This is a genomic window from Maritimimonas sp. 2210JD6-3 (genome assembly GCF_056591795.1).
The window spans coordinates 1-17,559 of record NZ_JBWQOJ010000052.1; the positions used below are offsets into that span (position 1 = coordinate 1).

Here is a 17,559-nt window from a genome sequence, read left to right on the forward strand (position 1 = left end):
AATAAAAAAAACGGGACGAACAACAGGATTTTTCCTGTTTTTATAGGTGAAAAACCCTATGCAAAAAAGGGGATTTTTCCTAGGCTTATTTTTAACGAATATTTATTACATTGACGTACCCCCTGCTGCCGCACGATTATATCGTGTGGTTTGTAGTAAATGTTATACCACGAGAAAGATTCTCGCGGTAGCGGGGGAGAAGTTGATTTTGAAGAAAAATTGATTTTCAATCCAAAAATTTATGAAAGACTATTAGCAGCTATGTCTACAGCTGAAAGAGAAATTTATGATAATGAATTGTCTGACGCTCAAAAATATTTATATTTAAAGAGTGCAACACAGGCTTATATTTATGCAGAAACTTTTTATGAGAAACCTGTCCGTAATAGAACTGGTGATGCTGTAAAACACTCTTTATGGAATGCTCTTAGTACTGCGAGATTAGGTGCAGATTTAACTAAGAAATTAACAGATGCACATGAAGACATTCCTTACAACTATGATAATCACCATAAAGAAACAGAAATGGATTATTATAATAATGCTATTGGAAGAAGTATTGCCATAAATTCAACAAATATTTTTGGAATAACAGGTGCAATTGAAGGAGCAAGAAGAAATGGAATACTAAGAGTATTAAGTGATATTGAATGGTCAAATGAATTTGGGTGTTATATACCGATTAATTCTTCTGTATTAATACCAACAAATTAACAAGTTATGAAAAATACAACTATTATAATAATAACTCTGTTTTATTTTGCAATGTTTACTTCTTGTAGTAAAGATAGTGCTAAAATAGAGATAAGTGATTTTAGTAAAAAGGAAGTAATTAAACTAGAACCGTATAAATTTTATCCTTATGCTATGTTAAATATTAAAGTTCAGGGCGAGGTTAATGATACTATAAAAATAATCAGAGGAAAATATATATATGATATTATTTTACATGGTAAGATAGATACTTTAATTCAGAGCGATTATTATGGAGAAGGACCTAGGACCTTTATTTTTGATCCGTATAGAGCTACAAAAGGGAAAATAATTTTAGATATTCATCTTTAATTATGAGAATTCTAATAATAGCGTCGTTAATAATTTTATTGTCTTGCAATAAAGATTAAAAAAAAATCAAAATAAAAGACTTTTCCAGACCTATCTCGGTAACACTAAAACCCCCTGCTGTCGCACGATTATATCGTGTGGTTTGTAGTAAATGTTATACCACGAGAAAGATTCTCGCGGTAGCGGGGAGTAACAAAAAATGCAAAATCAATTAATGTCCAATCAAATGGAGCAAGAGTAGCTGATATGGGAAATGGAAATTATATAACTTTCAGACCGTTAAGTGCATCCAGTTCTGGCTTCGAGGCCTCAATATCATTGAACTTTCGACATATTTGGTCTAGTATAAGAGAATTAAAATTTAAATGAAAGAAATGAATAAGAACATCTTCGATGATAAAAACATATTACTTTTTGAACCATATAGTGGTGTTGAATTTATTTACTCTATATTACAAAATATTGGTCACTATCCTAATTTCCATTCTCTTGAGGCAAGACGAGATGGATTGAGAGTGATCAATGAGCTATTTAAATTGGATTTAATAGAAATAACCAACTGGGGAAAATACGAGGATAAACTAAAAAATAAAAGGCTACCCCTTTTTGATTTGATGATGTATATACAAGAATTATGGTTCATTGGAGCAAATTTTCCAGATTTTTACGATATGCCTATGTTTAAATTTAAAGATTGGTATATTAAGGGTCTGGAAAATCTAGGAATGACACATACTACAGATTGGAAGAAATTTGTCAAAAACCAAATAGGTGATATCGAAGATTGGATTATAAATAATAGAACTAATAATAATGAAGAAAGTAATTAATAAAATAATCTTATTCTTATTTCTATATTTAAATCTTTTGGTGTACTCACAAGATGAGAGAATTGAAAACATTTATCAAAAATGTGCTTACAATACCTTGTCAGATAGTGGAAAAGCTATTAAGCGCTATACTAAAGAATTTGAACGATATTTAATCGAAGAACAAATCCTAAAGCACAATACAGCTCAAAGCTACTATAATTTGTTCAAGTCTTTCGCTGAGGGTAAACGTTATGATGTTGAAAAATTCAAATATTCTTTTTCAGATTCAATAAATAAGAATAGAGAAGATAGATTAAAAATTTTTCCAAATAGTAAGAAGTGCTTAAAAGAAATACAAAAACTTCCGACCTATTATTCAAGCCGAAACTATGATTTTTTTAAAATTTATAACACAATTGATGACTTTGATGAATTGTTAAAAGCTATCTCAAAATTACTCAAAGAGGAAGATTTTGAGCTTGAATATTACAGACAAAGAACGCTCTTAATGCTTTATATCTTACATATAGATAAATATATTGAAATGGGTGATAATGCAATTAAAAAGTATAAAAATTAAGCAAAAAAGATTATAAGAATAATTTATCTCAACTCTTTTGGTATCTCACAAACTGGTATTGGTACCATTTTATGTTGGTTGGCTCGATTACGCCATAAGTAGATTTCCATCACGCGTTTTTCACGATCATTAAAATCATCCGCCGTTTTACCCAAGTCTTGCTGTGCCATTGCCCATTCTAACTCATCATAACTCCCTGCTGCCGCACGATTATATCGTGTGGTTTGTAGTAAATGTTATACCACGAGAAAGATTCTCGCGGTAGCGGGGATTACCCTTTAAATGGTGGTTGGATAAAGATTTTATTGAAAACTCTGGAAATTTTGATATGCCAGCTGATAATCCTGATGCACCAGACGAAACACCCAATGCCAAAGAAATATTAGTTTTTGCACTTTTTCCTGAATATGTAGCTACTCACATAAAAAATTCAAAAGATGCATTGGCAAAAGCACGCCAATTAGTCACAAATGGTATATTAACAGGAATAAGTGATGGAAAAGCAGATGCTTTTAGACATGCATATTGGAATGCTTTAGATACAGCGGATTTCGGCTCAGGAGTGACAAAAATATTTACAGATGCACATGAATGGGGTGAGACAGGTTTATCTGTGACTATGGATCTTTACAATAATAATCAGGGCAGAATAATAGGTGCTAATTATGATAGTTCAACGAGTAACAATGTAATTGAAACTGTAATATTACAGGCAATTAATATCGGAATTTTGAGATATATTGATAACGGAGTACTAAAGCCTACAAATCAATAAATATGAAAAAATATTTTCTAATAGTTTTATTTTCATTTCTTTTAAACTTTACTGTTTCGTGTCAGAAAAGCGAATTCAACCAAAAAATATGGTTGAAAAGTAATGATCTACTTATGCTTGATAACCCACGAATCGATATGTTAGAGGATCTTAAATCGAACTACCTCAAGAAAGGTATGAGTAAAAATAAAGTTCTTAAACTTTTAGGTGAGCCAAGTAGTGACACAATTGGGTTAAAGTTACCCAAGGGTCTTAAGCCTCCTGATTCATTATCTAATCGTAATATATTCGAAAAAACGACTAGTGACAAAAGAGAATATTATATAAACTTGTTAAACAAATGGTATAAAAAAAATTATCGTTCCGTTCCTTTAATGACTTATATTTTGGGTTGGTCTTTGTCCGATCCTATATATTTAGAGATAGAATTAGATAAGGATGATAGGGTTGTAGATTTTTGGGCTAAGCAAAGTTAGAATGATAGTATTTTGAATTACAAAAACAATTCCTCCTACGAATGGAATATAGTTGCAAGGTGAGTTTTGAAAATTGAATTAACTTTAGAAAATAATGTTTCGGCTAAGCTAATAGTTAGAGTAAAACTAATAATATTATTAATTATAAGTTTTATTTCATGTAACAATGAATATGGAGTAAATTTTAGCTTAACTAATGAAACTGATATGCGAATTGATTCTGTAATTGTTGACAATGGTTTTCATTTCGTTAGGATAAAAGACTTAGATACCAGAGAAGAGAAGTCGGGCTTTATTAATTTCAAGGTTGGAAATCCAAAACATGATGGAAATTATAGTATTGAGGTATATTCTATTAATAACGTGAAAAAGAAATCATTTGGATACTATTCAAATGGAGCTCCAATCGATTCAGAATTTGATATCTATATTCGAAAAGATACAATTATAATTAATGAAATTATAAACACTAATAGATAATTAAAAAGACCAGAAATTTTCTGGTCTTTTTAATTATTTCAATCCTTCTGGTATCTCACAAACAGGTATGGGTACCATTTTATGTTGGTTAGCGCGGTTTCTCCACAAGTAGATTTCCATCACTCGTTTTTCACGGTCAGTAAAATCATCTGCTGTTTTGCCCAAGTCTTGCTGTGCCATGGCCCATTCTAACTCATCATAACTCGCACCAATTTGGTCTTCATCGGTTCGCGAATCACCAAATAGACCATCGGTAGGTTTTGCCACTAAGATAGACTCGGGTACTTTCAAGTATTCACCAACGGCATAAACTTCAGATTTTAGTAAATCGGCTATTGGGCTCAAATCTACACCGCCATCGCCATATTTCGTATAAAAACCCACACCAAAATCTTCAACCTTATTACCCGTACCACAAACCAAATAGCCATACAAACCAGCGGTATAATATAAGGTAGTCATGCGCAAACGAGAACGTGTATTTCCTAACGAAAGTTCTATTTTATCTTCGGTAGCATCCTTAGGTAATACCGATGTCATTTCATCAAAGGTAGTAGTAAGGTCGATTTCTTGAGAACGTACATTTGGGTAACGTTCTTTTAATTGCGTAATATGTTCTTTAGCACGATTTACTTGGTTTACACCTTGATGTATGGGCATTTCAAGACACAAAACATCAAAACCAGTCTCAGCACATAGCGTTGAAGTAACAGCCGAATCAATACCACCAGAAACCCCAACAACGAAACCATTTACCTTAGCATTGGTAGCATAATTTTTTAACCAGTTTATAATATGTTTTGTTACTTTTTCAGTTTGCATTGCGAAACAATTTAGTAGTTTTGTGCTTTAAAATTTTCAGTTAACGAAAGTACAAAAATTATAAGAAAGTGTATCGCATTCTAATCCTTTTCATACTAGCACTCCTACTCTTACATTGCACCAAAAAAGACAAGCCTATAGTCGATGTTTCCGATATAAATGTAGCGCTGAAAGTAATGCGTTTTGAGCAAGATTTTTATGATTCTGATGCATCTGAGTTGCCGCAATTAAAAGAAAAATATCCTAGTTTATTTCCTGCAAGTACTCCCGATAGTATTTGGGTTGCAAAAATGACAGATAAAGATGAGCAAGAATTGTTTCGAGAAGTAAATACGCGCTATGTAGATTTTCATAAGCAATCTAAAAAACTCACAGATTTATTTAAACATATAAAATATTATTATCCAACATTTAAAGAGCCTACGGTTTATACTGTAATGTCGAATGTTGATTATCAAAATAGCGTCATTTATGCTGATAGTTTACTCTTTATTTCGCTAGATACGTATTTAGGGAAGGACAGTAAGATCTATCAAGATTTTCCAGAGTATATCAAACAAAATTTTACAAGAGAGCATTTAATTGTTGATGTGGCTGAGGCTTTTGCAAAGCGTGAAATTCCTAGAACCAAAGACAGAACATTTGTTTCTAGAATGATTCAAAAAGGAAAATTACTATACCTCATGAGTGCCTTTTTACCTAAAGAAGATGAAGCAAATATTTTAGGATACACACAAGAGCAGATCGGTTGGTCAGATTTTAATGATGTACAGATGTGGAAGTACTTTGTTGAGAAAAAGTTATTGTTTAGTAATGATCAAGAACTCAATCGTCGCTTTTTAGATAATGCCCCATTTTCTAAATTTTTCTCTGTCCAAGATAATGAAACGCCAGGGCGTATAGGAGCGTGGTTTGGTTTGCAAATTGTGAAGGCGTATATGAATACTAATGATGTTGAAATACAAGCCATGCTCAGAACACCGAATGAAGAAATCTTTAAAAATTCAAAGTATAAACCCACTAAGTAGCTAAGAGCAAATAGCCAATTTTACTTAATGTCTAATGTCTAATGTCTAATGTCTAATGTCTAATGTCTAACATGTCACATACTTCAGAAATAAAGTTTACCGTAAATCTTGACGAGAATAAAATACCCGAAAAGCTATCTTGGGATGCGCAAGATGGTGGTGTTTCAAACGAAGAAACCAAAGCGGTGCTTATCTCAGTTTGGGATGCCAACAAAAAAGAAACCTTAAAAATGGATCTTTGGACCAAAGACATGCCACTCGAAGAAATGAAACATTTCTTTCATCAAACCTTATTGTCAATGTCAGATACCTTTTATCGCGCAACTAATGATGAGAAAATGACGGCTACCATGCGTGATTTTTGCGATTACTTTGCAGAGAAGTTAGAACTTTTAAACAAGTAATATTGTCATTGCGAGTGAAACGTGGCAATCTTATTAAACAGATTACTTTGTCATTTCGAAATGAGTGGAGCGATTGAGAAATCTAGATTATTAATGGTAGTCCGTATCGACAACTTTAATTCAACTCAAAATCATTAATTTGCTTAATGATATAATTATAATCTTCACGCTTATTTACAAAATCGAGCTCAGACACATCTATTATTAAGGTGTTTAACGACTGTTCTGTTTTGATAAAAGTAGCGTAGCCCTGATGAATTTTTTCTAAATACGAAGCTTTGATATTTTGCTCATAAGCCCTACCTCTATTTTTTATGTTTTCTAAGAGTCTATCTGTATTCTGATAGAGATAGACATACAAATCTGGTTTGGCAATTTCTTTATACATAATGTCAAACATACGTCTGTACAATATATATTCTTCTTTTTGCAAGGTTATTTGTGCAAATATGAGTGACTTAAAGATGTAATAATCAGATATAATAAAATTCTTGAACAAGTCGAATTGTGCAAGATCGTCAGATAATTGCGAATAGCGATCGGCTAAAAAACTCATTTCTAACGGAAATGCATAGCGTTCTTTGTCTTCATAGAATTTTGGTAAGAATGGGTTATCAGCAAAGCGTTCTAAAACAACCTTTGCGTTAAAATCGTTACCCATCATATGAGCCAAGGTCGTTTTACCAGTCCCAATATTTCCTTCAATAGCGATGTAGTTATATTTTTCAACAAGAGAAGTAGGTCTTAGTAGTTTGAGGTCAGTCTTATTAATTTCGGTGGTATCCTCACATTCTTGTAAACAGATGAAAGTTGTTTTTTGAGCAACTGGATGCTCAACATCTGGAGCGATTTCCGCTAAAGGAGCTAATACAAAGTTTCGTTCTAACATCCTCGGGTGTGGAACTTTTAAATTGTTATATGAAATAATTTTGTTTTCAAATAAAAGAACATCAATATCAATAAGACGCTCTTTATACCCTCCAGAACTATCACGTTTTCGTCCTAGCTCACTCTCTATAGACAGTACTGTTTTTAACAATTTTTCTGCAGTAAGATTTGTAGAAACCTTAACACATATATTTAAAAAATCATCACTTTCAAATCCCCAAGAAGCTGTTTGATACACTGAAGAAATGGTACACACATATCCTACCTTTTCAGAAATTAAATTAATGGCAGTTTGAAGGTTTTTGAGCTTGTTACCTATATTACTTCCGAGTGATAAATATGTAATTTGTTGCATCTTCATAGAGGGAGTACAAAGAAACTAAAATCAGCCATAAAAGGTTATCTTTGTCATCTCATTTTATAAACATTCTAGTAGTTGTGTAACTTTTTGATATATAATACTACTAATACCAAAATGACAAAAAATAAAAAACAACTTTACAAAAAATGAAATTTTTAAGGGAATTATTAGCTGCGATCTTAGGTGTTTTTATAGCGTTAACGATTATGTTTTTCATATTTATGGCTTTTGCAGCTGCCATGGGACAAGATGATAAAATAATAGTAAAAAATGATTCGGTTTTAGAATTAGATCTTACCAAATCAGTACGTGATGATTATAATGTAACAGACCCGTTTTCTGATGCTTTTGGCGGTGGCGATAGCGACTTATTAGAATTACACGAAATTATGAGTGCGCTCGAGAACGCAAAAACCGATGATAATATTAAAGGAATTAGCATTAAAACTACTGGGGTTAATGCAGGTTTAGCACAAACACAAGCGATTCGCGATAAACTGTTAGATTTTAAAGAATCAGGAAAGTTTATCAACGCTTACGCGGATTATTATACGCAGAAAAACTACTACTTAAGTTCTGTTGCTGATTCTATATACTTAAATCCTGTTGGGATGATTGACTTTAAAGGACTGGCTTCTGAGATATTGTATTTTAAAGATTTTGAAGATAAATATGGTATTAAAATGGAAGTCATCCGTCACGGTAAATATAAAAGTGCAGTTGAGCCTTTTTTAGAAAATAAAATGAGTGATGCAAATCGTGAGCAGTTAAAGTCATTCTTAAGCTCTATCTGGAGTAAAATGACAACAGATATTGCAGCAAGCAGAAATAAATCTGTTACAGAAGTGAATGCTATTGCAGATAAATTATTAGCTAGAAACCCTGAACTAGCTTTACAAAACAATATGATCGATGGTGCACTTTATATAGATGAGTATGAAGCTAAACTTAAATCAAAAATAGGTATCGATACTGATAAAAAATTAAATACAATTTCTTTGGAAGATTATGTTGCTTCTGGTAAAGGCCGTATAAAATCGACGGCGAAAGATAAAGTAGCGGTAATTTACGCACTTGGTGAAATTATGTATGGTGAAGGTAATGAGACATACGTGGGTCAAGAAGCAATAATTAAAGCTTTAAAAAAGGTACGTAAAGATGATAAGATAAAAGCGGTAGTATTACGCGTAAACTCGCCAGGTGGTAGCGCATTAGCTTCAGAACTTATTTGGAGAGAATTAGAATTGACTAAAAAGGAAAAACCTTTAGTTGTTTCTATGGGTAATTTAGCGGCATCTGGTGGTTATTATATTGCTTGTAATGCAAATAAAATTTACGCTGAACCATCTACAATTACAGGTTCTATCGGTGTGTTCGGCATGGTGCCAAATATTAAACAATTTGCAGATAATATTGGTATCAATGCAGAACAGGTAGGTACGAACGAGAATTCATTAAGTTATAGTGTTTTTGAACCCATGACCGATAAATTTAAAGCGGTAACTACTGAAGGAATTGAAGATATCTATAAAACTTTTGTAACGAGAGTGGCAGAAGGAAGAGATATGACGTTTGCACAAGTTGACAGTATAGCACAGGGTAGGGTATGGTCTGGTACTGAAGCTTTAGCAAACGGATTGGTTGATGAGCTAGGTAGTTTAAATGATGCAGTCAAAGCAGCAGCTGAACTTGCAGATATTACTGAATATAAAACAACAAATTATCCTCGTTATAAAAAGGATTTTCAAGATATGTTTAATTCGTTTCCGTTGCTAAAAATAAGTACTGATGAACTTATAAAAGAGCAGTTAGGAGCCACTAATTATAAAATGTATAAATCTATCAAAAAGACGACGGAGCTAAAGGGTATTCAAGCACGTATGCCTTTTGAAATAGAGATTAAGTAATAAAAATAAATATTATTGTTGTAGAAAGCGTTTCATCTTATTTCGGTATTTTGAGGCGCTTTTTTCTTTTACATTTTTTTGTAAGTAATAAAGCTGTAATTATACTTGTGCTTTTCATCAGCTATAAAATCTTCTCGTGATATTTCTTTCCAAATAGTAGTATTAATTTCTGGAAAAAAAGCGTCTGCATCAAAATTAGCATCTACTAAGGTAAGATCGAGTGTGTCAGCAATAGCAATTGCTTGCTTATAAATTTGTGCGCCGCCTAAGATATAAGGATTTTCATCAGCTTTAGCAGCAGCAATAGCCTCTTGTAAAGAGTTAACAACAATACAGTTTTCTGCTTTGTACTTTTTATTTCTCGTGATAATAATATTGGTTCTATTTGGTAAAGGCTTACCTAAAGATTCAAAAGTCTTTCTGCCCATAATAACATGATGACCAGCCGTAACTTTTTTAAATCGTTTAAGGTCATTAGGTAAATGCCAAATAAGATCATTGTTTTTACCCAGCTCTCCATTTTTACCAATAGCAGCAATAAGGGTAATCATCTGTCTAGATTTTTTTTTTCTGACTCAGGTAATTTGTCTAAAGGAGTAATAATCTTATTTTTAATGAGTTTACCTTCTAGTTTTGAAAGTTTCTTTTGATGTTTTTCTACAAGCTTTTCGGTTTCGATACGTTCCCAATCTTTACCAAAAAAGCGTTTCGTTACAAAAACATTGATAAAATGTAGTAACCATAAAAAGAACCAAATAGCCACAGCATACTTAAACCATTCACCAAATTGTTCACCAACTTTAAAAAATAAATTTAATACGATTAAGAAAACCGACCCTAACAAAAAGACAATAAAATGGTAGTACAAACGCTTCTTTTGAACTATGCGTTTTCTAGCTTTTTCGTATATTTCGTGTTGTTCTTTAGATTCCATTTTATCAAATTATAACGGAACACGAAAATACTATTTTTTAAGAAAAGAAAAATAGGTATTACATGTTTTTAACCCACTCTTTGATATAGCCCGTAAAATCTTCTTTTTCTAAAACTTGATTTACAGATTTAATATCAAGTTGATCATTTTCGAGTGTATTTAATAATGACTGAATTGCATTCAGCATATTTGCATCATCAATTTTCTCAATTCTTTGTTGTATGTGTAGTTTAAGTTGCTCTTTTTCCATTTTTTAATTCTTTTTCTTGCGAATTTAATGGCTTACATTTTTAAATCAAAGTTTTAACTACTAAACTTTTGTTATAAAAATAAAGAACTATAGAAATTACCCTTCGGTATAGATTCGAGTATTAACGCTCCGTTTTTTGGAAACATGTATTTTATTTTCATTTTTTTTGATAAAAAAGCTATACAGCTACGGCTCCTTTAATATGCGGGTGCGGATTGTAATCTACCAATGTAAAATCTTCAAAGGTAAAATCTTCAATAGTATTGACCTCTGGATTTAAAATCATTTTTGGAAGCGGTCGAAGATCACGTGAAAGTTGTAATGCTAATTGTTCCATATGATTACTGTAGATATGTGCATCACCGAAAGTATGAATAAATTCTCCTGCCTCATAACCACACACTTGTGCTATCATCATTGTAAACAATGCATAACTTGCTATGTTAAAGGGTACTCCTAAAAAAATATCGGCACTACGTTGGTATAACTGACACGAAAGTTTACCATCTGCAACATAAAATTGAAAGAAGGCATGACAAGGTGGTAACGCAGCCTTACCATTCGCAACATTTTCATCAAAAGAGACAGAAGTATCGGGTAGCACTGAAGGATTCCATGCAGAAACTAACATTCTTCTACTATTAGGATTCTTTTTAAGCGTTTCTATTACTTCTTTTAGTTGATCTATTTCATCACTATTCCAATTGCGCCATTGATGTCCATAAACAGGACCTAAATCCCCATTTTCGTCTGCCCACTCATTCCAGATACGGACGCCATTTTCTTGTAAATATTTTACATTCGTATCTCCTTTTATAAACCACAATAGCTCATAAACGATAGATTTTAGATGTAGCTTTTTTGTGGTCACCATGGGGAAACCTTCACCCAAATCAAATCGCATCTGGTATCCAAATACACTTTTTGTACCCGTACCTGTGCGGTCTCCTTTTTGATTTCCGTTTTCTAAAACGTGCTTTACAAGGTCATGATATTGCTTCATATTCATTTTCCACGAAAGTGGGAATCTCTTTTAAAAAAATTAGACTGATATTCTTGTCCAGAAAGATATCTCGACTACGCTCGATATGACATCGATAACATTAAAGCTAAAGTAAATAAAAGCTTCAAATCACTATAGTTGAGATTATAAATTGTATAAAAAAGTTATTAACTATATGTTTCAGAATTTTCACATTAAAGTAAGATAACTAATCGGTGGCGATTCGCCACTAGCCTATAATCATTCCTGCAATTGTAGCAGAAACTAAAGATGCTATTGAGCCGCCAATAAGGGCTTTCATTCCGAATTCTGATAAGGTTTTTCGCTGCCCAGGTGCTAACGAACCTATACCGCCTATTTGAATTCCTATAGAGGCAAAATTGGCAAATCCACATAACATATAAGTTGCCATGATAATAGACTTTTGATAATTTAAATGGGTAGCATTAGCAACATTTTTTAGCTCTGCTAATTGTATATAGCCAATAAACTCGCTGGCAGCCAATTTTATACCTAGTAATTGCCCCATCATCATCATATCTTCTTTTGCAACACCAATTAACCACATTAAGGGCGCGAAGATGGTTCCTAAAATAGCTTCTAAAGAAAAGGTAGGATACGGTGTATTTGCGGCCATCCAATCATTTAAGGTAGTTATATTACCTATCCAACCCAAAATGCCATTAATCATCGCAATAAAAGCGACAAATACCAAAAGCATTGCACCAACGTTTACCGCTAGGCGTAATCCTTCTGTGGTTCCATTGGCAATGGCATCTAAAATATTGGATCCAATTTTTTCTGAAGAGACTTTTACATCGGTATTAATTTTTTCGGTTTGTGGGTATAAAATTTTTGAAATTACAATGGCACCAGGAGCTGCCATAACTGAGGCAGCTAATAAATGCTTAGCATAGACCAATCGCAAAGCTGGATCATCGCCGCCTAAGAAACCTATATAAGCAGCTAATACGGCTCCTGCCACGGTTGCCATACCACCAATCATGACTAGCAAGATTTCTGATCGATTCATCTTTTCTAAATAGGCTTTAATCAACAAAGGAGCTTCAGTTTGCCCTAAGAAAATATTACCAGCAACCGATAAGCTTTCTGCACCCGAAATACCTAATATTTTAGTGAGTAACATAGCCATAAGCTTTACTACTTTTTGAATAATACCCAAATAGAAAAGTACAGAAGTCAATGCTGAAAAGAAGATAATTGTTGGGAGTACTTGAAAAGCGAAAATAAATCCGTATGAATTTATATCCATTACACCGCTGAATAAAAACTCACTACCAGATCGAGTAAAATCCAAAATATTAACAAATACTTGACCGACAGACTCGAATACTCTTTGAATAAATGGAATTTTTAAGACTCCTATGGCAATGATTAGTTGAAAAGCTAGACCTAACCCAACTGTTTTCCAATTTATAGCTTTTCTATTACTGCTAAATAAAAAAGCGATTATTAATAATACTATCATACCCAGTACACCGCGCCAAAGAGATGTAATTGAAAAACCTTGGCTTGCGATAATGGTGTCTTTTACTTCTTGTTTAGTAATGTAATTTGGGTGGGATTTAGAAATATAGACTAAAACCTGATTTCCATTTCGTAATTTGAGTTCATTTGAAGACAGATCTATTACTTCGTAATATATTTCAATAACAGTTGGAACTTTTTGCTTGAAAACAAATAATGATTTGTTCTGCAGCCAATAACCACTTGAGAAAGTATTATTTAAAATTGAAGAATACTCTCCATTAACCTTAAGAGATAAAAACTCCTTACCTCGAATAAAATCAACTTTACTATCAATACTGTCAGGATAGCTTTCGTAGATAAGATGTTTCGATAATTGCCAATCGTTTATTTCAGATAACTCAAGTTTTGAAGCTTTTATGCTATCTTTTTGTTGATTTAAAATATCGTTTGATTTAACCTCATTTGATACTTCAATGTCTTGCGCATGTAAGTTAAAAGCAAAAAATACGATTATAATACAGAGTAAATTTCGAATCATAGGGTCTATTATTTCTGACGTTTAGAAATCTCGTCACGTAGTTTTGCGGCCAACTCATAGTCTTCATTTACCACAGCTTCCTCTAATTTAGTATTGAGTTCTTTTAAGGTGAATTCAGTAAAGGAAGCAGAAACATCTTCACTTACTTCTTCAAGTAACTCTTCTACTTCAAAATTAGTAGCCGTTAATTCATCTTCATCACCATGAGATTGCTCTTCTTTTGATTTTAAATAAATACCCGCTTTATCTAAGATATTCTCATACGTAAATATAGGGGCGTTAAAGCGTGTGGCTAAGGCAATGGCATCTGAAGTACGTGCATCTATAATCTCTTCTATACGATCACGTTCACAAATTAAACTAGAATAGAAAACACCATCTACCAATTTGTGAATGATAACCTGTTTTACTTTAATTTGAAATCGATCTGAAAACGTCTTAAAAAGATCGTGTGTTAAAGGTCTCGGTGGTTTGATCTCTTTTTCTAAGGCTATAGCGATAGATTGTGCTTCAAAAGCACCGATAATAATGGGTAGTGTTCTATCTCCTTCAACTTCATTTAACACAAGGGCATACGCTCCACTTTGTGTTTGACTATATGATATACCTTTAATATTAAGGCGAACTAAACTCATAAATTAAAAATAAAAAAAACTGTCTAACTAAGGACTATTAATGTCCGAAATTAGACAGCCTTTAGAGGCACAATTTATAAAAAATTATGCGTTTTGAGCTTTAAACACTTTTAATTTTTCTATTAATTGCGGTACTACTTCAAAAGCATCGCCAACAATACCATAATCAGCAGCTTTAAAGAAAGGCGCTTCAGGATCGGTATTAATAACCACTTTTACTTTAGATGCATTTACACCTGCTAAATGTTGAATAGCACCTGAGATACCAATAGCGATATATAAATTAGAAGCAACAGGTTTTCCTGTTTGTCCAACATGCTCAGAATGTGGTCTCCAACCCAAATCTGAAACAGGTTTAGAACATGCGGTTGCCGCTCCTAAAATTTCTGCGAGCTCTTCAATCATTCCCCAATTTTCTGGTCCTTTTAATCCACGACCTCCAGAAACTACCACATCCGCATCAGCTATAGTGACTGTTCCACTAGCTTTATTAATACTTTGAGAAGTTACGCCCAATTCAGGTATTGAAGTGTCGAAATTTTCATTTGAACCTGAAACTGCATGCTCATGAGCACCATATGAGTTTTTGGCAACACCTACTACTTTTTTATCAGTTGAAATTACAGTGTTGTTGAACCCTTTATTTGAAAATGCCTTACGCTTTACAGTAAATGGGCTTGTACTACTAGGCAATGCTACTACATTTGATGCGTACCCAGCATCTAAGGCAACAGCTACTAAAGGAGCTACAGTTAACCCATCTACGCTTGAGTCGATTACTACAACATCAGCATTTTGTGCATCGGCAGCTTGTTTAATAATAGCAGCGTACGCTTTTGCATTGAACGAAGTAAGGCTATTTTTTACTTCGAGTACTTTCTCTGCACCATAAGTATATAATTCTGAGGCATCACCACCATTAATAGATAATGTAACTAGGTTAGTACCCATTTCTTCTGCTACCTTCTTTCCGTAAGAAACTACTTCGTAAGCAGTTTTTTTAAATTTTCCTTCCGATGAATCGGCAAAAACTAATACAGACATATTTTATATTTTTTATGTCATTACGAGGAATTTATGAAGAAGTAATCTTTTTCAATCAGATTGCTTCACTTAGTTCGCAATGACGTGATTTTAACTTAAATTGCTTTAGCTTCGTTATGTAATAAATTGATCAAGTCATCAACATTATCTACTAACTTAACAGCTCCTTTTGGCGCTGGTTTTTCAAAATTTTGAGTTACTGTAGTTGCCGCTGCGCCAGATGACTCTAAAACGTTCAAAGGTTTTTTTCTTGCCATCATAATACCACGCATATTAGGTATTCTAAGATCTTTTTCTTCTACAATTCCTTTTTGACCTGCAACCACCATTGGTAATGTTGAAGTAACTTTTTCTTCACCTCCATCAATTTCTCTAGTAAGAGTTGCGTTTGTACCATCTACTTCTATACCAACACATCCATTAACAAAATTCATATCTAATAAAGAAGCTAACATACCAGGTACCATCTGACCATTATAATCTGCAGATTCTTTTCCAGTAAGAATAAGATCATAACCACCATTTTTAGCCACTGCTGCTATCTCTTTAGCTACTAACATTCCATCAGTTGGTTCTACATTTACACGGATAGCATCATCTGCTCCGATAGCCAACGCTTTTCGTAAAGTAGGCTCTGTTGTCGCAGTACCCACATTTACTATAGTAATGGATGCTCCCTGCTTTTCTTTAAACCACATAGCACGTGTTAATACAAACTCATCATACGGATTGATCACAAACTGAACACCATTGGTATCGAATTTGGTGTCATGATCAGTGAAATTAATCTTTGAAGTCGTATCAGGAACGTGACTTATACATACTAATATCTTCATTGTTTGTTATATTTTAAGGATATTATTTACTTAAATTCTATGAACAGCGAAGTTACTACTTTTTTTTAAAATACTATGCATGCATAATAAATTTTTTACAGTTTTCAATTTGAATTTCGAAGTTATTTGATTCTTATTTTCTTATTTTTGCTGTTCATTAAAATTCATTTGAATGAGAACAATTCAATTTAGAGAAGCTATTTGTGAAGCGATGAGCGAAGAAATGCGTCGTGATGAAAGCATCTATTTAATGGGTGAAGAAGTAGCAGAATATAATGGCGCGTATAAAGCATCAAAAGGAATGTTAGATGAATTCGGGGCAAAACGTGTAATCGATACACCTATTGCAGAATTGGGTTTTGGTGGTATCGCTGTAGGTTCAGCTATGAATGGTAATAGACCTATTGTTGAATATATGACATTCAATTTTTCTTTAGTTGGAATTGATCAGATTATCAATAATGCGGCAAAGATTCGTCAGATGAGTGGAGGGCAGTTTAATTGCCCAATTGTTTTTAGAGGTCCAACGGCTTCTGCAGGTCAGTTAGCAGCTACGCATTCACAGGCTTTCGAAAATTGGTTTGCAAATACTCCTGGGCTAAAGGTTATTGTTCCTTCAAATCCATACGATGCGAAAGGTTTGTTGAAAGCTGCCATTCGTGATGACGACCCGGTAATTTTTATGGAATCTGAGCAGATGTATGGTGATAAAGGTGAAGTGCCTGATGGAGAATACATCTTACCTATTGGTGTTGCAGATATTAAAAGAGAAGGAACAGATGTTACAATCGTTTCTTTTGGAAAGATTATTAAAGAAGCTTACAAGGCTGCAGATGCTTTAGAGAAGGAAAATATTTCTTGTGAGATTATTGATCTTCGTACCGTGCGACCAATGGATCATGAAGCAATATTCAATTCAGTAAAGAAAACAAATAGATTGGTTATTTTAGAAGAAGCATGGCCTTTTGGTAGTGTAGCTTCAGAGATTACCTATCAAGTTCAAGAACAGTTATTTGATTATTTAGACGCACCTATACAACGCATTACAACAGCAGATACACCAGCACCTTATTCACCAGTTTTGTTAGAGCAATGGTTGCCTAACGCAAATGATGTTATAAAAGCAGTAAAATCTGTGATGTACGTAAAATAATTGGTACAAAAATTGTGCTAAAGGTTCCTTTCATACTTTTACTATGAAAGGAATTTTTCTTTTTAAAATCTTTATAT

Annotated in this window: 21 protein-coding genes and 1 pseudogene; 11 read left to right on the forward strand and 11 right to left on the reverse strand. The window is 33.2% G+C overall.

Going from position 1 to position 17,559, the window contains the following annotated elements; all coding sequences use genetic code 11:
• Positions 1 to 159 precede the first annotated feature (159 nt).
• From AC1EUY_RS15030 to AC1EUY_RS15045, 4 genes are all read left to right on the forward strand, one after another.
• Positions 160 to 714 carry a DUF6973 domain-containing protein gene (locus tag AC1EUY_RS15030; protein WP_480196372.1) on the forward strand — a complete coding sequence of 185 codons (555 nt, stop codon included), beginning with the start codon at positions 160 to 162 and terminating at the stop codon, positions 712 to 714.
• A gap of 6 nt (positions 715 to 720) precedes the next feature.
• Complete coding sequence (locus tag AC1EUY_RS15035) at positions 721 to 1,065, forward strand: hypothetical protein (protein ID WP_480196373.1); 345 nt, start codon at positions 721 to 723, stop codon at positions 1,063 to 1,065.
• A 374-nt stretch (positions 1,066 to 1,439) separates the two neighbouring features.
• Positions 1,440 to 1,895: a hypothetical protein gene (locus AC1EUY_RS15040; protein ID WP_480196374.1), complete on the forward strand. Its 456-nt coding sequence runs from the start codon at positions 1,440 to 1,442 to the stop codon at positions 1,893 to 1,895.
• Positions 1,879 to 2,457 (forward strand): hypothetical protein, encoded by a 579-nt coding sequence (locus AC1EUY_RS15045; RefSeq protein ID WP_480196375.1) that lies wholly within the window; start codon positions 1,879 to 1,881, stop codon positions 2,455 to 2,457. Before AC1EUY_RS15040 ends, AC1EUY_RS15045 begins: the two co-directional genes overlap by 17 nt.
• A 23-nt stretch (positions 2,458 to 2,480) precedes the next feature.
• Here AC1EUY_RS15045 and AC1EUY_RS15050 read toward each other — a convergent pair.
• Positions 2,481 to 2,651 (reverse strand): annotated as a pseudogene (locus tag AC1EUY_RS15050) (NAD(+) synthase); the annotation flags it as partial.
• A gap of 95 nt (positions 2,652 to 2,746) precedes the next feature.
• Here AC1EUY_RS15050 and AC1EUY_RS15055 point away from each other — a divergent pair.
• From AC1EUY_RS15055 to AC1EUY_RS15065, 3 genes are all read left to right on the forward strand, one after another.
• The gene (locus tag AC1EUY_RS15055; RefSeq protein ID WP_480196376.1) at positions 2,747 to 3,232 is read left to right on the forward strand and encodes a DUF6973 domain-containing protein; all 486 of its coding nucleotides are present in this window, start codon (positions 2,747 to 2,749) and stop codon (positions 3,230 to 3,232) included.
• Between the two features lie 2 nt (positions 3,233 to 3,234).
• On the forward strand, positions 3,235 to 3,708 hold the full coding sequence (locus AC1EUY_RS15060) for a hypothetical protein (protein WP_480196377.1): 474 nt from the start codon (positions 3,235 to 3,237) through the stop codon (positions 3,706 to 3,708).
• A 207-nt stretch (positions 3,709 to 3,915) separates the two neighbouring features.
• Positions 3,916 to 4,188, forward strand: coding sequence for a hypothetical protein (locus tag AC1EUY_RS15065; protein ID WP_480196378.1), 273 nt, complete (start codon positions 3,916 to 3,918; stop codon positions 4,186 to 4,188).
• Positions 4,189 to 4,221: 33 nt separating this feature from the next.
• Here AC1EUY_RS15065 and nadE read toward each other — a convergent pair whose 3' ends face one another.
• Entirely contained in the window at positions 4,222 to 5,010 is a 789-nt protein-coding gene (gene nadE / locus AC1EUY_RS15070; RefSeq protein WP_480196379.1) for an NAD(+) synthase, read from the reverse strand.
• Positions 5,011 to 5,078: 68 nt separating this feature from the next.
• Between nadE and gldB the strand changes: the two genes are divergently transcribed.
• Positions 5,079 to 6,038, forward strand: a complete 960-nt coding sequence (gene gldB, locus AC1EUY_RS15075; RefSeq protein ID WP_480196380.1) for a gliding motility lipoprotein GldB — start codon at positions 5,079 to 5,081, stop codon at positions 6,036 to 6,038.
• 62 nt (positions 6,039 to 6,100) lie between these two features.
• Complete coding sequence (gldC, locus tag AC1EUY_RS15080; RefSeq protein WP_480196381.1) at positions 6,101 to 6,442, forward strand: gliding motility protein GldC; 342 nt, start codon at positions 6,101 to 6,103, stop codon at positions 6,440 to 6,442.
• A gap of 115 nt (positions 6,443 to 6,557) precedes the next feature.
• On the opposite strand, the gene folK is transcribed toward gldC, so the two are convergent.
• Positions 6,558 to 7,691 (reverse strand): 2-amino-4-hydroxy-6-hydroxymethyldihydropteridine diphosphokinase, encoded by a 1,134-nt coding sequence (gene folK / locus AC1EUY_RS15085; RefSeq protein WP_480196382.1) that lies wholly within the window; start codon positions 7,689 to 7,691, stop codon positions 6,558 to 6,560.
• 146 nt (positions 7,692 to 7,837) lie between these two features.
• Between folK and sppA the strand changes: the two genes are divergently transcribed.
• Positions 7,838 to 9,598: a signal peptide peptidase SppA gene (gene sppA / locus AC1EUY_RS15090; RefSeq protein ID WP_480196383.1), complete on the forward strand. Its 1,761-nt coding sequence runs from the start codon at positions 7,838 to 7,840 to the stop codon at positions 9,596 to 9,598.
• Between the two features lie 68 nt (positions 9,599 to 9,666).
• Here sppA and AC1EUY_RS15095 read toward each other — a convergent pair whose 3' ends face one another.
• The 8 genes from AC1EUY_RS15095 to AC1EUY_RS15130 form a co-directional block, all read right to left on the reverse strand.
• On the reverse strand, positions 9,667 to 10,149 hold the full coding sequence (locus AC1EUY_RS15095) for a dihydrofolate reductase (RefSeq protein WP_480196384.1): 483 nt from the start codon (positions 10,147 to 10,149) through the stop codon (positions 9,667 to 9,669).
• Entirely contained in the window at positions 10,146 to 10,532 is a 387-nt protein-coding gene (locus tag AC1EUY_RS15100; RefSeq protein WP_480196385.1) for a 2TM domain-containing protein, read from the reverse strand. Before AC1EUY_RS15100 ends, AC1EUY_RS15095 begins: the two co-directional genes overlap by 4 nt.
• Positions 10,533 to 10,590: 58 nt before the next feature.
• Positions 10,591 to 10,782, reverse strand: a complete 192-nt coding sequence (locus tag AC1EUY_RS15105; RefSeq protein ID WP_480196386.1) for a hypothetical protein — start codon at positions 10,780 to 10,782, stop codon at positions 10,591 to 10,593.
• 178 nt (positions 10,783 to 10,960) lie between these two features.
• Positions 10,961 to 11,785 (reverse strand): thymidylate synthase, encoded by an 825-nt coding sequence (locus tag AC1EUY_RS15110; protein WP_480196387.1) that lies wholly within the window; start codon positions 11,783 to 11,785, stop codon positions 10,961 to 10,963.
• A gap of 229 nt (positions 11,786 to 12,014) precedes the next feature.
• Positions 12,015 to 13,355 (reverse strand): NupC/NupG family nucleoside CNT transporter, encoded by a 1,341-nt coding sequence (locus tag AC1EUY_RS15115; protein ID WP_480196392.1) that lies wholly within the window; start codon positions 13,353 to 13,355, stop codon positions 12,015 to 12,017.
• A 467-nt stretch (positions 13,356 to 13,822) separates the two neighbouring features.
• Positions 13,823 to 14,449, reverse strand: coding sequence for a bifunctional nuclease family protein (locus AC1EUY_RS15120; RefSeq protein WP_480196388.1), 627 nt, complete (start codon positions 14,447 to 14,449; stop codon positions 13,823 to 13,825).
• An 84-nt stretch (positions 14,450 to 14,533) separates the two neighbouring features.
• Entirely contained in the window at positions 14,534 to 15,493 is a 960-nt protein-coding gene (locus tag AC1EUY_RS15125) for an electron transfer flavoprotein subunit alpha/FixB family protein (protein ID WP_480196389.1), read from the reverse strand.
• Positions 15,494 to 15,588: 95 nt separating this feature from the next.
• Positions 15,589 to 16,329, reverse strand: a complete 741-nt coding sequence (locus tag AC1EUY_RS15130) for an electron transfer flavoprotein subunit beta/FixA family protein (RefSeq protein WP_480196390.1) — start codon at positions 16,327 to 16,329, stop codon at positions 15,589 to 15,591.
• Between the two features lie 172 nt (positions 16,330 to 16,501).
• Between AC1EUY_RS15130 and AC1EUY_RS15135 the strand changes: the two genes are divergently transcribed.
• Positions 16,502 to 17,482, forward strand: coding sequence for a pyruvate dehydrogenase complex E1 component subunit beta (locus AC1EUY_RS15135; protein ID WP_480196391.1), 981 nt, complete (start codon positions 16,502 to 16,504; stop codon positions 17,480 to 17,482).
• The last annotated feature ends 77 nt before the right edge of the window (positions 17,483 to 17,559 follow it).

What these genes read in the sequence shown, in the direction of transcription:
- AC1EUY_RS15030 (WP_480196372.1), top strand. Translation starts at nt 160, where the DNA reads ATGTTATACCACGAGAAAGATTCTCGCGGTAGCGGGGGAGAAGTTGAT.
- AC1EUY_RS15035 (WP_480196373.1), top strand. Translation starts at nt 721, where the DNA reads ATGAAAAATACAACTATTATAATAATAACTCTGTTTTATTTTGCAATG.
- AC1EUY_RS15040 (WP_480196374.1), top strand. Translation starts at nt 1,440, where the DNA reads ATGAATAAGAACATCTTCGATGATAAAAACATATTACTTTTTGAACCA.
- AC1EUY_RS15045 (WP_480196375.1), top strand. Translation starts at nt 1,879, where the DNA reads ATGAAGAAAGTAATTAATAAAATAATCTTATTCTTATTTCTATATTTA.
- AC1EUY_RS15060 (WP_480196377.1), top strand. Translation starts at nt 3,235, where the DNA reads ATGAAAAAATATTTTCTAATAGTTTTATTTTCATTTCTTTTAAACTTT.
- AC1EUY_RS15065 (WP_480196378.1), top strand. Translation starts at nt 3,916, where the DNA reads ATGCGAATTGATTCTGTAATTGTTGACAATGGTTTTCATTTCGTTAGG.
- nadE (WP_480196379.1), bottom strand. Translation starts at nt 5,010, where the DNA reads ATGCAAACTGAAAAAGTAACAAAACATATTATAAACTGGTTAAAAAAT.
- gldC (WP_480196381.1), top strand. Translation starts at nt 6,101, where the DNA reads ATGTCTAACATGTCACATACTTCAGAAATAAAGTTTACCGTAAATCTT.
- folK (WP_480196382.1), bottom strand. Translation starts at nt 7,691, where the DNA reads ATGAAGATGCAACAAATTACATATTTATCACTCGGAAGTAATATAGGT.
- sppA (WP_480196383.1), top strand. Translation starts at nt 7,838, where the DNA reads ATGAAATTTTTAAGGGAATTATTAGCTGCGATCTTAGGTGTTTTTATA.
- AC1EUY_RS15095 (WP_480196384.1), bottom strand. Translation starts at nt 10,149, where the DNA reads ATGATTACCCTTATTGCTGCTATTGGTAAAAATGGAGAGCTGGGTAAA.
- AC1EUY_RS15100 (WP_480196385.1), bottom strand. Translation starts at nt 10,532, where the DNA reads ATGGAATCTAAAGAACAACACGAAATATACGAAAAAGCTAGAAAACGC.
- AC1EUY_RS15105 (WP_480196386.1), bottom strand. Translation starts at nt 10,782, where the DNA reads ATGGAAAAAGAGCAACTTAAACTACACATACAACAAAGAATTGAGAAA.
- AC1EUY_RS15110 (WP_480196387.1), bottom strand. Translation starts at nt 11,785, where the DNA reads ATGAAGCAATATCATGACCTTGTAAAGCACGTTTTAGAAAACGGAAAT.
- AC1EUY_RS15120 (WP_480196388.1), bottom strand. Translation starts at nt 14,449, where the DNA reads ATGAGTTTAGTTCGCCTTAATATTAAAGGTATATCATATAGTCAAACA.
- AC1EUY_RS15125 (WP_480196389.1), bottom strand. Translation starts at nt 15,493, where the DNA reads ATGTCTGTATTAGTTTTTGCCGATTCATCGGAAGGAAAATTTAAAAAA.
- AC1EUY_RS15130 (WP_480196390.1), bottom strand. Translation starts at nt 16,329, where the DNA reads ATGAAGATATTAGTATGTATAAGTCACGTTCCTGATACGACTTCAAAG.
- AC1EUY_RS15135 (WP_480196391.1), top strand. Translation starts at nt 16,502, where the DNA reads ATGAGAACAATTCAATTTAGAGAAGCTATTTGTGAAGCGATGAGCGAA.